The sequence below is a fragment of the Paenibacillus agaridevorans genome, from assembly GCF_003112455.1.
GTDB lineage: Bacteria > Bacillota > Bacilli > Paenibacillales > Paenibacillaceae > Pristimantibacillus > Pristimantibacillus agaridevorans.
Genome location: NZ_BDQX01000105.1, coordinates 1 through 15,678, shown reverse-complemented (window position 1 = coordinate 15,678; position 15,678 = coordinate 1). Strand labels below are relative to the sequence as shown.

Genomic DNA, 15,678 nt, shown 5'->3' with positions numbered 1-15,678 from the left:
TTTACCTCTGCCGCCAATGGCGGCGAGATCGATAGTTATAAGCTGCAATCGATTGACAGCTATATTGCGGCTCATCTATCCGATAATATTTCCCTTGTCTCCATAGCCAGCCATTTGTATCTTAACCCTAGTTATTTCTCAAGGTACTTTAAGAAGATGACGGGTGTTAATTTTACTGATTATGTGCATCGTTACAAGATGAAAATCGCCCTTCAGTTGATGAAAGATAAAGAGATGACGATTGAAATGATTTCCGCCCATTTAGGATATTCCGATCGCACCTATTTCTCGAAGGTGTTCAAGAAATACAACGGTGTTAGCCCGGTAGACTACAAGGGGAAATTTAGAAAATTATAATTCTAAAAAAGCAAGAAGAGTCTGTGCGGAACAGTTGAACGACCGTATGACACAGCAAATCTACGAAAGCAAAGACCATCAATTGTTCAAAGTGGGCCAGTTAAAATAAATGACAGCTCAACAATTCCAACGTTTTATCCAAATGGAGAACGTCTTGAACTTCCGCGATATGGGCGGGTACAAAACAGCAGATGGACGTGAAGTAAAACCAGGCTTGATCTACCGTTCTGCAGATTTCAGAGAAGGATATTGCGTTATTACATGAGTTGAAGATAACGGCAATCTTCGATTACCGCGATGATCAAGAAGCGGAGAAGCAACCTGACCCGGTTATACCTGCTGTTAATATCTCGGAAGACCAATTGGATACGTACATGGATTTAATTAAACTACGCAGAGAGTTCCTCGAAGCAGTATTCGGGTCTATCGAATCAACATACGGAACAATCGATGCCTGTCTAGAGCAAGAATTCGGCCTAGACGCTGAAAGGCGCGCGAAAGTGCAGAAACATTACCTAGTTTAAAGCATAAGAATGCATCTGCTTCCGTCTGGCGACTTCTTCAGTAAGTAAGCATTGAGGACCTGAAGCGGATGACTGTATTAGAAATATGTATTGGAAACCGCGCTTGACAAAACGAACACTCCAGAGCATAATTTAAACAGTCGTTTTAAACGTTTGTTTAATACAAGAATGGAGTGGTAGAATAATGAATACGGCGCTGCAAGCGTTTATGAAGAGGCCGACGACTTGGGTCGGTATTATTACGGCATTTATGTTCCAAATTATATTCTCGGTCATATGGATGACTGGATACGACGGGGTAACGGATCGTGTCGACGGACTGACGATCGCGATCGTCAGCGAGGATGCCAGCGGGATGGGAGAGGCCATTGCGGGAAATCTGGCGGATCGATTGCCCTTCACTGTCGTGCGGCCTGAGTCGGCGGAAGCGGCGAAGAAGCAGCTGCATGATCGCGAGCTGCAGATGGTCGTGCACATCCCTGCAGACTTCGCGGGACAGGCGGCTTCGCCTGACGGGCAAGCCAAGATCGGTTTCCTTATCAACGAATCCAATCCCGCGCTGATTAAGAGCATGATGAGCGGTGCCGCGGAGACGATTACCGCCGAGGTGAACCAACAAGCCGTCGCGATGGGCATCAAAGGTACGTTGACGGGCATGAACATGCCGGAGGAGCAAGCGGCAGCGGTATCCGGCGGATTGTCGGAGCGCGTCGTGTCGGATGTACAATCCGTCAATCCCGTACAAGGCATGAACAATCAAATGGTGCCGATGATGATGGTGCTTGCCTCGTACGTAGGCGCGATGATCATGGGGATGAATCTGGAGCAATCGTCGATGGCGATCGCATCTGCGACGGGCCGCTGGAGCCGCTTCGGAGCGCGCAGCCTGATTAACGTGATTTCCGCTGCTGCCGTATCGTTGGTCGGAGCTTCGCTCCTCGCGGCGCTCGGAGGCCAGATCCAGGAAGGTTTCCTTCATCTGTGGGGCTTCCAGTTTATTTTCTTGCTCACGTTTATGTTCGTCTCCCAGATGTTTTTGTACGTGTTCGGCATGGCGGGCATGTTATTCAATATTATGCTGCTGTCGGTTCAGCTTGTATCCTCCGGAGCCATGGTGCCGCGAGAGCTGTTGTCCGACTTCTATACGGGACTTAGCAAGCTGTTGCCGGCAACTTACGCGGTGGACGGCAATATGAATATTTTGTTCGGCGGTCCGGGCGTAGGCGGCGACTTGGCTGCGCTGCTCGTGATTACGGCTTTTGCAATTGTGGTCAGCGCGGCAGCGGTGGTGTTCAAGACGAAGACAGCCCGCCAGCCTCAGGCGGTTATCGCCGGTCGTCAGCAGTCATAACATTTAGGCAGGGAGCGATCGGGAGACATGTCAACGATAGACGAAATGGATGTGAAACGGCGAATTGTGACGGCAGCCAAAAGACTGTTCGCGAAGCATGGCTTCGAAGGCACGTCCATTCGACAAATCTGCGAAGAAGCGGGAGCTAACGTTGCTCTTGTCTCCTATCACTTCGGCGGCAAAGAAAGTTTGTTCGGCGCGTTGTTCGAGACGGAATTCCCGAATAACCGGGTCGCCTCGGTGAATCCGGATATGGATCCCGTGGCCGGCGTCAAGCTGGTGATCCGGGAGGTCACGGCCTTCAGGCAGTCGGATCCGCTCTTGATAACGATCATCCAGCAGGAAATAATAATGAACACGCCGCGTATCCAGAAGATCAGGGAGCACGTCATGCCGATGTGGGGACTGCTGCGCAAGTGGATCAAGGAAGGGCGAGAGCGCGGCCTGTTCGAATTCCACTCGGTAGATACGGTGTTTATGTCTGTTGTAGGTACGCTCCTCTTCCACCGCAATCAAGAGTATTGGTCGGTCATGCTGGAGGAAGGGCAGCCCGATCTGGAGACGATGACGCAGGAGTTGACCGAGTTCATTCTGCGGGGCCTGCATTACAAAGCTGAATAAGCAATAAATTTGCCCGGGTGCTTATGCGACCCGGGTTTTGAATTTATAGGGCGTGCCCAGCAAAGCACGGATTGCTTGGAACTTGGAGCTGCAGCGAAGAATCCTCCGGCGTATGGGAGGGGCATGAGATGAAAGTGGATGCTTGCTTCACTCACGTACGCAAACTGATCTTCTGGCTGGCGGTGTGCAGCTTTTCTGCATATTCCTCTATGCGGTCTTCAACTCTGAGCGACGGACCTGATATGCTCATGGCGCCCAGCAAAGAACCGTCCCTCCTGAATACAGGAACCCCGACGCACTTAATGCCGAATTCATGCTCCATATTATCGATACTGTATCCTCTTTTGCGAGTATGCTCCAATTCGTTCAGCAAGGCATTGCGATCCGTTATTGTGTTAGGCGTATGGGCGCGCATGCTTTGCTCGCTTATCGCTTTTATTGCCTGATCGGGCGGTAAAAAAGCCAGAATTGCTTTGCCAAGGGAAGTGCAGTACATTTCGGCCGTCTCGCCTGCCATAGAACGCGCATTAAAGGATGTAGCCGGATATACGCCTTCCAAATACATAATGCGAGCTCCTTTGGGCACCGCAAAATAAATGACTTCATTGACCTCTACCGACAAGGCGCTCATAGGCGGTTGGATTGCGTTATGCAACCCCAGATTGGAGTTTATAATATATGACAGCTCCAAAATCTTGGTGCCGAGACGATATTTGCCGTTCTCCGTATTTCTTTCGATATAGCCAAACTGCTCATAGGTAGAAATAATGTTGTGCACATTGCTTTTGTACAAATCAAGCCGCTCGCTAATTTCTGAAATCCCCAATTCCGGTGTTGCAACTGAAAAGCAGGACAATATGTCCAATGCTTTTTTCAATGTTTTCACTTTTGCTTCCTCTGCCATCGCCAAACCCCTCTCTCCTGAATTCCTAATCTGCATTGTTGTTCCCTATTATAGAACAGTATACTATTTTTACGCAACATCATTCTACATAAATTTGGAATTCCGGATGATTTTCGCCTGGAAATATAATATATAAGTTGAATCCACTATTTACACAACAAAATTACTGTGCTAATATGACGTCATAAAGATAAATATAGAATAACGTTCTATATATTAGAACGAATGAGGAGTGGATAACATGCAGAGCATCAAGAGTGGCGTATGGCCAACCATGATTACTCCTTTCACGGCAAACAATACAATCGACTATACCGCCGTAGAAAAGATGATCGATTTCTATCAGAAACGAGGTGTTGCAGGCATATTTGCAGTGTGTCAATCCAGCGAGATGTTTCACTTGACTCTTGCGGAGAAAAAAAGCTTGGCAAAGTTTATTGTCGAGAATGCGCCAGACGGGATGCAGGTCATTGTATCCGGACATACGGCAGATAGTGTGGACGATCAGGTCCGTGAAGCGGAAGAAATCATGTGTACCGGTGCAGAAGCCTACGTCATTCTGCCAAACCGCTTTGCTGCGGAGGATGAAAGCGACGATATCTTAATCGAGAATATGATAGCGTTTACAGAAAGGTTGCCCAATGTCCCGCTAGGTATTTACGAATGCCCGTATCCTTACAAAAGATTGCTGTCGCCAAAAGTACTGCGTTCTTGTGTGCAACTCAATCGATTTTTGTTCATTAAAGACACTTGCTGCAGCATACAGCAAATTGCCGAGAAGTTGCAAATCATTAAGGACTCGGGCATTAAATTGTTTAACGCCAACAGCGCAACATTGCTGGAAAGCTTACAGCTTGGCGCAGACGGATACAGCGGGGTTATGGCTAACTTTCATCCGGAACTATACGCCTGGCTTTGCAATCATTTTCAATCCAGGCCGGAACAGGCTGAGCAGTTGCAGCAATTTCTCGGTACCAATTCGATGGCGGAGTACCAGTACTATCCGGTTAATGCCAAATACAGCCTGACACTGCAAGGTCTTCCGATGGAAATCGGCAGTCGGGTTCGGGACACCAATCTATTTACTGAATCGCAGCGCAAAGAAATCGCTCAGCTAACGGGACTTTCGTTAGTAGCGAGAGAAGCAATGGCGATAGAGGTTTAACACTATTCATTTTAAAGGGAGGCAAAAGTATGAAAAAAATACGTATTTATTCGATGTTCAAATTTGGCCTGATCACGATTTTGGTATTAAGCATGCTGGCAGCATGCAGCAAAGCAGAAACACCGGGCACTAACACTCCTGCTCAGAACCCGGGCACAAGCAGCACCACGCCGGAACAAACGGATGGCACTGCCGATGGCGGCATGACCAATTTGGAAGGTTATCCGATTACGAAAGAACCGATTACCATTAAAGCCGTCGTCTCTTACAGCGCATTGCGCCCGGAAATGGACACAACGGAAGTTTGGAAGTATATTGCCGAGAAGACGAATATTAATGTTGAAGTTGAAGTATTAAAAGATTCTGAAAAAGTAGATTTAATGTTTGCCAGCAATGATTATCCCGATATTCTGTTAGCTGTCGGTATCAATGCAAATCAAATGACTTCCGCCGTTGAAGGCGATCAATTCGTTGAGATGAAACCGTTGATTGAACAATATGCTCCAACGTGGAACCGCTTTATGGAGGAGAACAAGCTTGTTTATAACGGCTCGTTGGCTTCCAATGGAAAGTTGTATGGCTTGCCTTTCATTGACTTTGCTCCATTTGTTCGCAACTTGCGCGACCAATGGATTATGATGGATTCCTGGTTAAACGAACTGCAAATACCAATACCTAAAACGACTGAAGAATTCAAAAACGCTCTAATTGCTATCAAAGAAAATGCCGGAAAAGGATCTATCCCAAGTGATGTTATTCCGTACTATTTCATGTTCGACCGCTATGTTGGCGGGCAATTCGATATTTATGGAAGCTTTGGCGTTTATATTACACACGGAGATTATCTGTATGTAGATAACGGTGTCGTTAAGGACCAGTCTACCAATCCGGCGATTAAAGAACCGCTCAAATATTTGCGCGAACTTTACAGTGCAGGGGTGATTCCGCCTGAAGTGTTTACAGACGATTTCAATACTTATGCAGCTAAAATCAGCTCCCTTCCGCCGGTTGTAGGCTCCTATCATTCTTACGAAAACAGACAGCCGGAGCTCGGAACGTCCATGGGCCCGCTCGACAGCGGGAACGGTCAGAAGCCGTTGATCAGAAGCCAAGCCTATATAGCAGGACCGGCCAACGCTGCTATTATTACTAAAAACAATAAATACCCTGTTGCAACCGCTCGGTTGCTGGAAGCAATCGCTTCAGATATCGAACTGGGTATGACGATAAGCAGGGGCATTCAAGGAGTAACCTGGGATTTTGACAGTGAGGGAAAAGCCTATCAATTATTTTGGGAGGAATCTCCTGACAAAATGACGGAGCATAGCGGTCAGTTAGGGTTGCACAATTCCATTGTCGCCTTGAGAGACCAGGACTTCTACGAAAACAAATGGAAAGAGCTGACCTATGATGTGAAGAACAACAGAGCTTGGGCATACGAGAATGTATATAAGGATGTAGTCATGCCCAATGACATGGTATTAGTAGAAGGTGCGCTTGATGCAGATGATGTCAGCATGATGAAGCAATACCAGGCTGATCTAACGAACTATCGTAAAGCGATGTTTGCCGATTTTATTACAGGCAAACAAGATATCGATGCACAATGGGATGCGTATGTGAAACAAATGAACAACTTAGGCTTGGAAAAGTTTGTGGGGTTAAAACAAAAAGGATACGATGTAATCGCGAAATAATGGAAGGGGCTATGAGCGGATGAAGTCATCGAGACTAAATACAGGGAGTGGAAATCTTAAACCCTTAAGCTATAGAATCTGGGAAAGCCGACAACTTTATATCTTTCTTCTGCCAGCCATTGTGCTAGTTATTATTTTTAACTATTTGCCGATGTATGGCGTCACGATTGCTTTCAAAGATTTTAAGCCGCATTTGGGCATTATAGACAGTCCATGGGTAGGTCTCAAATATTTCGACCGGTTCTTCTCAATGCCTATGTTTACCGTCATTCTGAAAAACACATTAATACTAAGCTTCTACATGCTGCTTGCCGGCTTCCCGCTGCCTATTCTGCTGGCGCTTATGCTTAATAGCGCAAGCAATCAGAAGCTGAAGAAGCTGGTTCAGACTATTACTTATGCCCCCCATTTTATCTCTATCGTTGTTATTATCGGGATGGTCAATATTTTCTTCTCGCCCTCGATGGGAATCGTCAAAAACCTGTTGAATTCCCTAGGCTGGCTGGAAGGAAATCTTGGAGTATTGATAGACGCTGCCGCATTTCCGCATTTGTATGTGTGGAGCGGCGTCTGGCAAGGTCTTGGCTGGAGCAGCATCATTTACCTCAGCGCATTGTCCGCGGTAGACCAGTCCATGCACGAAGCGGCCATTATAGACGGCGCCAGTAAATTTCAACGTGTTTTAAAAATCGATCTGCCGTCTATTTTGCCCACAATTGTTATTTTGTTAATTTTAGAATCCGGATCCATCATGAATGTAGGTTTTGAGAAAGTATTCCTTATGCAGAACTCGTTCAATGTAAGTACAAGCGAAGTTATTAATACCTACGTGTACAAGATAGGGATCAGAGAAGGACAGTACAGTCTGTCTGCCGCTATAGGCTTGTTCAATTCCGGCATTAATTTCATTATGATTCTTTTGGTCAACCAGATCAGTAAACGCTTGGGCCAAGAATCGCTATGGTAGAGGAGGGAAAGCGCGATGTCAAAACCTATTTCACAAACCAGGCAGGACAAAATATACGATATTTTTAATTACACCATTTTAATTCTACTGCTTCTAATCGTAGCTTATCCACTCTACTTTGTGGTTATCGCTTCCTTTAGCGATCCGAAGCTGGTTGCTACCGGGAAAGTGCTGTTTTGGCCGAAAAGCTTTGATTTCAAAGGTTATTTGGAAGTGTTAAACTACACTCCAATCTGGGTTGGGTACCGTAATACGTTGTTTTATACCCTCTTTTTTACGTTTCTCTCGGTTGCGACAAGTCTGCTTGCAGGATATTCATTGTCCCGCAAAGCTTTCCCGGGCAAAGTGATTATTACAGCGTTTTTGTTGTTTACCATGTTTTTTAACGGAGGACTTATTCCAACTTACTTGCTTGTAAAAGAAATCGGTCTATACGGCAATCCGCTCATTATCATTTTGCTGGGAGCAGTCAATATTACAAACATCATTATTAGCAGAACCTTTATGAGATCTACTCTGCCTGATGAACTGTTTGAAGCGGCGAGTATCGATGGTTGCAGTCATTTCTCCTTTTTCTTTCGAATTGTTTTGCCCGTCTCCAAAGCTCTCATTGCTGTGCTTGTGCTCTTTGCAGCGGTAAGCCAGTGGAATTCATGGTTCAATGCTATGATCTACTTGCGAGATCCCGGCTATATGCCGTTGCAAATGGCCTTGCGCGATTTGATTGTCAATCAGTCAGCCATGAGTATGGCATCTGAGAACGCCGATATGGGCGGCGATGCAGTGGCACAAATTTATTTAGTGGAAGCGATGCGGTATGCGGTCATTATCGTGTCCACCTTGCCGATTATGTGCGTCTACCCGTTTGTTCAGAAATACTTTGTGAAAGGCGTTATGATTGGATCGGTTAAAGGATAATGCAATCACGAGATCGTAAACACTATTACATTTCAGGAGTGAGCAACATGTTAGGATACGCCGGTTGGAGTTATATGCCGTACAGCCCTTACGATCAATATCACAAACGCAGCTTGCCTTATATATGCCGTTTGGCACCGGACGTTGCTTCGATCGAGTTTGAGTGGATGGATGCGGGAGACAATGGCGCGCATCTGCTCTATTACCGCAAATACCGGACCAATGATCCGTATGCGGTCATTGCGCTGGATTCATCGGTTGGCATGATTACGGGCCTGGAACCGGAATGCGACTATGAGATGTATGTCGTGCGGGCAAGCGGGACGGGCTTGAGCGATATCCGTCTGGCGCGGACGGGTCCGCCGGTCGGAACGGTCGTCAACTATCTGCATCCCGAGGACGAAACCTACGCCTTCTCCGGCAGGAGCTTGTGCAGCCCTTCGATTGTTAAGCTGCCATCGGGCGCCCTGCTGGCATCGATGGATGTTTATTCGAGCAAAGCGCCGCAAAACCTGACGCTGCTCTTTCGCTCGGATGATGACGGCGCGCATTGGCGTTATGTGTGCGAACTGCTTCCCTGCTTCTGGGGCAAGCTGTTCTGCCATCGCGGCGTCCTGTATATGCTGGCCAATTCCACGGAATACGGCGATTTGCTGATTGGCCGTTCCACGGACGAGGGGCAGACTTGGGGGGCGCCGGTTACGATTATGAAAGGCGCGGGAAGCTGGAGCGGCCGCGGGCCGCATAAGGCGCCAATGCCGGTTATCGAATATGAGAATAGACTGTATACCGCTGTCGATTATGGTTCCTGGTCGACTGGCGGACATAGCAGCGGGCTGATCTCCATTGATGCCGACGCTGATCTGCTTGTTGCCGAGAACTGGTCCTGTACAGGCTTTTTGCCTTATGACCATTCTTGGCCCGGAGCGATGCCGGAAGGACAATCCAAAGGAGCTTTGGAAGGGAACGCAGTCGTCGGTCCGGATGGGGAAATTTACAACGTGCTGCGATATCAAATGGACGGATACGGAAAAGCGCTTGTTTTAAAAGGAAATAAAAATCAACCCGAAGAGCCGTTGCAATTCCATAGCTTTGCCAACTTTAACGGCGGCAGCAATTCGAAATTCGACCTTCTTTATGACGAAGGTTCTCAGGCCTATTGGGCAATTGTCAGCGAAATTGTCAATGATGAGACGCCGCGACAGCGTAATGTGTTATCGCTTGCCTTATCGCATGATATGCAAAACTTCCAAATCGTAAAAAGACTACATGATTTCCGTCATGAAGATCCGGCAGATGTCGGTTTGCAGTATGTCAGCTTCTTGATCGATGGCGACGATATTATCTATTTGTGCCGCACCGCCATCAATCAAGCAAAAAACATGCATGACTCCAACTATACTACTTTCCACCGCATCAAGCAGTTCAGACAATACCTGGAATGTAAAGTTTGAGACGAAGCGGCAGTATGACTTGCATTCGATAAAACGTTGTTGGAGGGATGTGAAGCATATGTATAAATCCACCTATTTTTTAACCGGATTTATTGTCATGGCGCTGATGATCATCAGTCAACCCGTGTCGGCCGAAACGGATTTGAGATACGCCAATCCGTCTATCGCGGACAATCTCGAAGATATGTATGGCAATATGTTCGTCGATTGGGATGATGATGGAGAGCTCGATATGATATCTATGCATTTCTATCATAATACGTACTCTTTATACAAAAATACCGGCACGGATCCCAATGGCTACCCTTATTATGAAATACAAAACGACGATCTGACATTTCTGAAAAATCTGGTCGATATTGATGCCGTGACCAGACCGGACGGCCTGTTTGACATTATCGCCAGAATGAACGACGAGCTTCGCATTTACCGCAATTCGGGAACGGCGGGAAATCCGGTCTTTGCAAATTATGATGTGATAGGTACGTTAAGTGTACCGATCGGAGAAGCTCTCAGTTATTTCACATACAGCGATCTGGATGGGGACGGCACGAAGGATGCTGTTGCAGTGGCTGTCTTCGGCAGCAGTCCGCTACCTGGAGAAGGGGAGCTTCTGATTCCCCCTTATCATGAAAATATGGGACTTGGCCTGGGCTACGACAATCAGGGAAATTGGCTCGGCAAAGAGTTGTCCACGCATCTGTATGTATTCTTGAATAGCGGAACGGATACGAATCCTGTTTTTGATAGCGGAAATATCCTTTTGCTAACCGACAATTCGGAAATTACGCATCGTACGACTACGGCTATCGCTGTCAGCGACGTGGACGGCGATGGCAAACCGGACCTGGTTGTTGCGCATGACAATGATCGTTTGCACTTCTATCAGCAGGCTGGTCTGTCATCCGGCATCCCTTATTTTCAAGCCGGAACCAACTTGATAGAGGCTAACCATTATAATGGCCATATTGAACATGCGCATCGTGCCATTCATCTTCGTTGGACTGATATCGATAACGATGGCAAGCTTGAATTGTTGCTATCTTCCACGGGAAGCGGCAGATTAGTCATATGCGAGTTGAACGGCGGCAATAAAATCGAAAGCGAATATTCCGTGTTAACCCGGAATGCCAGGCTGTCTACGGACTCGCTTCCTGTCCCTGATTTCGGCGATTTGAACGGGGATGGCAAGCTGGATTTGATAAGCGGGGATTCAAGCGGATACATCAATTATTTCGAAAACATTGGCACGGCGGAGAATCCGGGTTTTGCGGCCAAAGTTTTGCTGGAAGCGGGCGGGCAGAGGATACAGCATATCGCTGGACCCAGCGGATCGGTACAAGGTTATAAGGAGTGGCGTTGGGGCTATACACAGCCGATGCTGTTCGACTGGGACCTGGATGGCGATCTGGATATCATCACCTCGGACATAAGCGGCTATCATACGCTCTATCTCAATATTGGCACGCCAACGAACTATTCATACGCTGCAGGCGTTCGACTGTTATACAATGGCAGCGAGTTGCGAACACATACCCGTTCTAAGCCAGCAGCCATTCAAGTTGATGGAGTCAATTATTATTTTGCGCTGGATGAGTATGGATACCTGGCAAGATACGAACAGGACATCGCTTCAGGCACGAATAGGCTCAAAAATAAAACGTGGTTGCGTTACGACGACAGTCCTCATATGCCGATTCGTATGGATGGCGATGCAGGCAATGAGGGGAGGGTCAAACTGGAACCCGTCGACTGGAATCAGGATGGAGTTTTCGATCTGTTGGCGACCGGAACGGGCAAGTTTCCTTTAAGCTGGTACCAGGATGGCTATAACAAAAATGCGCATATCACACTTTTTGTCAATACCGGAACCAATGCGAATCCCCAGTTTTCCAGCACGTTGTATGTTGTCACGCATGATGATGAGCTGGTTCATCCTACCGGCAATCATACCGCCGCATCCACAATGGGGGACATGAACAATGATGGCGTGCTGGACCTGCTAATGGCCGAAGAGACCGGTTCTTTTGTGTTATTTGCGCAAAGCGAGCTTGACGTAAAGCCTTTATTTCCCGGAATGGAACAAATTTTGTTTGATAATGAGCTTACCTTGCTTTGGGAGCTGATTCGGGGAAATAACCCTTCGCTCTTTGACCAAATTTCGGGTGGAATCCATCCGTCGATGTATGAGGTTACGTCAAATCTGCAATTGCCGACAAGTGGCGTTCGAGGAGCAACCATAAGCTGGGGTTCCTCGGATCAAACGTTGATTACGTCCGGCGGCGAGGTTAGTGCATCGCGAAGCGGATTTGTCACCTTGACTGCCACAATCAGTTATGGCGGCGGCACGGTTCAAGTCAAATTTCCTTGTTATGTTAATAATAGAGGCGACAAATGGAGATCGGTATGGAAAATGGATGACAGCGGAAATACGGCAGCCGATATAAGCGGGTTCGCGCATGGAATCAATTACGGAGCCGAAAGCGGTTTAGTCGGTGCTGTCAATACTGCATATGATTTTAATGAAAGCGAACATGATTATATTGATTTAGGTTCGACCATTCAGCCCGGACTTACAAATGATTTGACTATCGCTGCCTGGATCAATCCGGAAACGTTTCGTGGCAGCTTTGAGGCGATGAGTCGGAATGGCATTATGGGCGACTCGGACGGCATTCTCACGTTTGCTTTACAGAATGAAGGCAGACTTGCATTTTCGTGGGAGTACGCCAGACAACACGCCGGAAAAACGCCTCTTGCCTACTGGCCGCTGGATGAGACAACCGGTACCACGGCCGGCGACATGATTGGGAATAATCATTGCACTAATCATGGTGCAGCCATTCATCAAGATGGATGGAGCAATCGTGCTTATGACTTCGAGGAAAGTGCGAAAAATTATTTGAATTGCGGGTCAGGCCTATCGATAAGCGGCAGCACCGCAACGATTGCTGCCTGGATTAAGCCGGAGTCGTTCCGAACAGGCACTGGCGCAAACAGCCGGAATGTTATTTTTACGGATAGCAACAATAGTATCATATTCACGCTTCAAGATTCGGGCAAGCTTACTTTGTTGCTCTACAACGGAATCAACTATAAGACGTTTCAAAGCACGATAGCCGTGCCGCTTAATGAATGGTCGCATGTAGCGGCCTCCATGGACGGTACCCGGGCAACTCTCTATGTAAATGGCGTGTCGGTTGCAAGCGCAGCTTGGGCGCGGGATTTTGCCGGGCTTGGCGATATCAGTATTGGCGGTGCCAAGGCGAACCGTAATTTCGATGGTTTAATCGATGATATACGTTTGTACGGTCGCGGATTAAACGGCGTAGAAGTCAATAATCTTGCTTTGTATGGAATTGAAGGCGACAGTATATCTAGTATTGAGGTTGATGCGGCAGATGCCGTGTCTTTAGGAGAATGGACGCATGTGGCGGTTACCAAACAGGACGGCACGACAAAACTGTTTATCAATGGTGTGGTCAAAAAAGTCAGGACGGATGATTTCGAGTCTGCCTTCCGCCGATTGGGCAACTTGAATATTGGCAGGGTGAATGGCAACAAGGCACGCGGTTTTGACGGTCTTATCGATGAGACGGCCATATACAACTATGCGTTAAGCGACAATGAGATTGCTTTGATGGCCAATAAAGGGCTTATGGCGCATTGGACTTTGGATGAAGCATCCGGTTCGATCGTTGCCGATGCCATGCAGAGCTACACGGGGACCAACAACGGAGCCACCCTTCAAGTCCCGGGCAAGGTAGGGACGGCCTATGACTTTGAGGAAAGTGAAGGCGATTACGTCAACTTCGGAGACGGTCTGCAATTGTCAGTCGGCAATACGGCGACTGTTGCTGCATGGATCAAGCCGGAATCATTCCGTTCCGGTTCGGGGTCATCCAGCCGCAACGGCATATTAGGCGATTCGACTGCAGATTTCAGCTTTATGCTGCAGGATCAAGGACGTTTGGTGTTTCAATGGGACAGTGGCTCGGCTGCCTATCAGACATTGCAAGCGGATGCCGGGCACTCGCTGTCGATAGGGGAGTGGGCGCATGTAGCGGTTACCCGTGACGGAGCCAGCATGCGGCTGTATATCAATGGGGAATTGGTCAAGCAAACCAGTAACGGCTCAACGGCGAATTTCGTCGCCTTTGGCGACATGATCCTTGGAAGACAGCTCCATTTGGCCGCACGGGGTTTTGACGGTCTGATCGATGATGTCAGGGTGTACAATCGTCCGCTAAGCGACAATGAGATTGCCTTATTGGCGGCAGGAACCTAATAAGATTTGCGGATTTTGATTTGGGCTGATAGACAGAAGGGAATGTTGATACATGCCGCTTGTGGACATGCCGCTCGAGAAGTTGAAGGAGTACCAGGGGAAAAACCCGCGCCCTGAAGATTTTGACGAGTATTGGGAGCGAGCCCTCGCAGAGAGGAAAGCGGTTGATGCGCAAATGGAGTTGGTGCCGAGTTCGTTCCAGACGCCGCAGGCCGACTGCTTTGATCTTTATTTTACAGGAGTGCGCGGGGCCAGAATACATGCCAAATACATTCGTCCGAAAAATGTGCAAGAGCCTCATCCGGCGATTGTGCAGTTCCACGGTTATTCGAGTCATGCGGGTGATTGGCTCGGCAAGCTTGCATACGCTTCGCTCGGCTTTTCCGTCTTATCAATGGATTGCCGCGGTCAAGGCGGCTCCTCCGAGGATACAGGCGGCGTAAAGGGAACTACGCATCGCGGACATATCGTTCGCGGTCTTGACGACAAGCCGGACAATTTGTTGTTCCGCCATATCTTCCTCGATGCAGCGCAATTGGCGGGCATTGCCATGGAACTGCCCGAGGTTGATCCGGAGCAGGTATACGCAATCGGCGGTTCGCAAGGAGGCGCGCTTACGATTGCATGCGCGGCGCTGGAGCCGCGCGTGAAAAAACTTGCGCCGGTGTACCCGTTCCTCTGCGATTACAAGCGGGTATGGGAGATGGATTTGGCGCAGGGCTCCTACGAGGAACTGCGAACCTTCTTCCGGCATTTCGATCCGCTGCACGAGCGCGAAGATGAAATTTTCGAGAAGCTGGGTTATATTGATCTGCAACATCTGGCGAACCGGATACGCGGCGAGGTGTTGATGTTTGTCGGGCTTATGGACAGGACCTGCCCGCCGTCTACCCAGTTCGCGGCCTACAACAAGATAACGACGCCAAAGCAAGTGGTCGTCTATCCGGATTTCGGCCATGAGAACTTGCCGGGCGCGTCAGATCGCACGATTCAATTTTTGCTGCAATAGGCTTGGCAGCGTACTGACGATGCGTGGGAATTGACCGAGTTCATTTTGCGGGGCCTGCATTACCAAGCTGAATAAGCTGTGAATTTGCCCGGGCGCGTATGCGACCCGGGTTTTTAATTTATAGGAGTATAATACCGCCTATACAGCTTGAAATGTTCGAGATGGGAGACTCGCGCCGCTATCGTTGTTTACTGCTTTTTCTTGGTGGTAATTTATTACGAATTAGATGTATTTGTTTATTGTTTTCATGAAAATAGTGGGCGGCGTCGCGGACACACAATATAAAATCTTGCAGTTTATACTTTGAAAAGTGCATGTCCCCCTGGCAGTTCGGTGTGATAAATTAAGTTGCGTATAAGTGCGAGTTCAAAAAGTTCGGTTTTCAGCACCGAGAAGATTGAAAGAAGGTAGAAACTGAGGAGC

General features: G+C 48.0%; 12 protein-coding genes and 1 pseudogene. 12 read left to right on the top strand and 1 reads right to left on the bottom strand.

The window, feature by feature from the left end:
- From PAT3040_RS11275 to PAT3040_RS11255, 5 genes and pseudogenes are all read left to right on the top strand, one after another.
- On the top strand, positions 1–357 hold a 357-nt coding region (locus PAT3040_RS11275), incomplete at its 5' end, for a helix-turn-helix domain-containing protein (RefSeq protein WP_146200403.1).
- Between the two features lie 109 nt (positions 358–466).
- A pseudogene (locus PAT3040_RS39945) lies at positions 467–689 on the top strand (tyrosine-protein phosphatase); the annotation flags it as partial.
- A gap of 42 nt (positions 690–731) precedes the next feature.
- Entirely contained in the window at positions 732–881 is a 150-nt protein-coding gene (locus PAT3040_RS39940) for a tyrosine-protein phosphatase (protein ID WP_108992733.1), read from the top strand.
- A gap of 184 nt (positions 882–1,065) precedes the next feature.
- Positions 1,066–2,232, top strand: coding sequence for a YhgE/Pip domain-containing protein (locus tag PAT3040_RS11260; RefSeq protein WP_108992731.1), 1,167 nt, complete (start codon positions 1,066–1,068; stop codon positions 2,230–2,232).
- Between the two features lie 27 nt (positions 2,233–2,259).
- The gene (locus PAT3040_RS11255; protein WP_087571137.1) at positions 2,260–2,853 is read left to right on the top strand and encodes a TetR/AcrR family transcriptional regulator; all 594 of its coding nucleotides are present in this window, start codon (positions 2,260–2,262) and stop codon (positions 2,851–2,853) included.
- Between the two features lie 151 nt (positions 2,854–3,004).
- On the opposite strand, the gene PAT3040_RS11250 is transcribed toward PAT3040_RS11255, so the two are convergent.
- Entirely contained in the window at positions 3,005–3,757 is a 753-nt protein-coding gene (locus PAT3040_RS11250; RefSeq protein WP_108992732.1) for an IclR family transcriptional regulator, read from the bottom strand.
- A gap of 241 nt (positions 3,758–3,998) precedes the next feature.
- Here PAT3040_RS11250 and PAT3040_RS11245 point away from each other — a divergent pair, with 241 nt between their 5' ends.
- The 7 genes from PAT3040_RS11245 to PAT3040_RS11220 are packed head-to-tail and all read left to right on the top strand — an operon-like array spanning position 3,999 to position 15,255.
- On the top strand, positions 3,999–4,922 hold the full coding sequence (locus PAT3040_RS11245; protein WP_087571136.1) for a dihydrodipicolinate synthase family protein: 924 nt from the start codon (positions 3,999–4,001) through the stop codon (positions 4,920–4,922).
- 29 nt (positions 4,923–4,951) lie between these two features.
- The gene (locus PAT3040_RS11240) at positions 4,952–6,619 is read left to right on the top strand and encodes a type 2 periplasmic-binding domain-containing protein (RefSeq protein ID WP_108992730.1); all 1,668 of its coding nucleotides are present in this window, start codon (positions 4,952–4,954) and stop codon (positions 6,617–6,619) included.
- Positions 6,620–6,638: 19 nt separating this feature from the next.
- Positions 6,639–7,586 carry an ABC transporter permease gene (locus PAT3040_RS11235; protein WP_108992729.1) on the top strand — a complete coding sequence of 316 codons (948 nt, stop codon included), beginning with the start codon at positions 6,639–6,641 and terminating at the stop codon, positions 7,584–7,586.
- A 15-nt stretch (positions 7,587–7,601) separates the two neighbouring features.
- Entirely contained in the window at positions 7,602–8,504 is a 903-nt protein-coding gene (locus PAT3040_RS11230; RefSeq protein WP_108992728.1) for a carbohydrate ABC transporter permease, read from the top strand.
- 47 nt (positions 8,505–8,551) lie between these two features.
- The gene (locus tag PAT3040_RS36930) at positions 8,552–9,958 is read left to right on the top strand and encodes a sialidase family protein (RefSeq protein ID WP_181376558.1); all 1,407 of its coding nucleotides are present in this window, start codon (positions 8,552–8,554) and stop codon (positions 9,956–9,958) included.
- Between the two features lie 58 nt (positions 9,959–10,016).
- Positions 10,017–14,246 (top strand): LamG-like jellyroll fold domain-containing protein, encoded by a 4,230-nt coding sequence (locus PAT3040_RS11225; RefSeq protein ID WP_181376557.1) that lies wholly within the window; start codon positions 10,017–10,019, stop codon positions 14,244–14,246.
- A gap of 52 nt (positions 14,247–14,298) precedes the next feature.
- Positions 14,299–15,255: an alpha/beta fold hydrolase gene (locus PAT3040_RS11220; RefSeq protein WP_108992726.1), complete on the top strand. Its 957-nt coding sequence runs from the start codon at positions 14,299–14,301 to the stop codon at positions 15,253–15,255.
- Positions 15,256–15,678 lie beyond the last annotated feature (423 nt).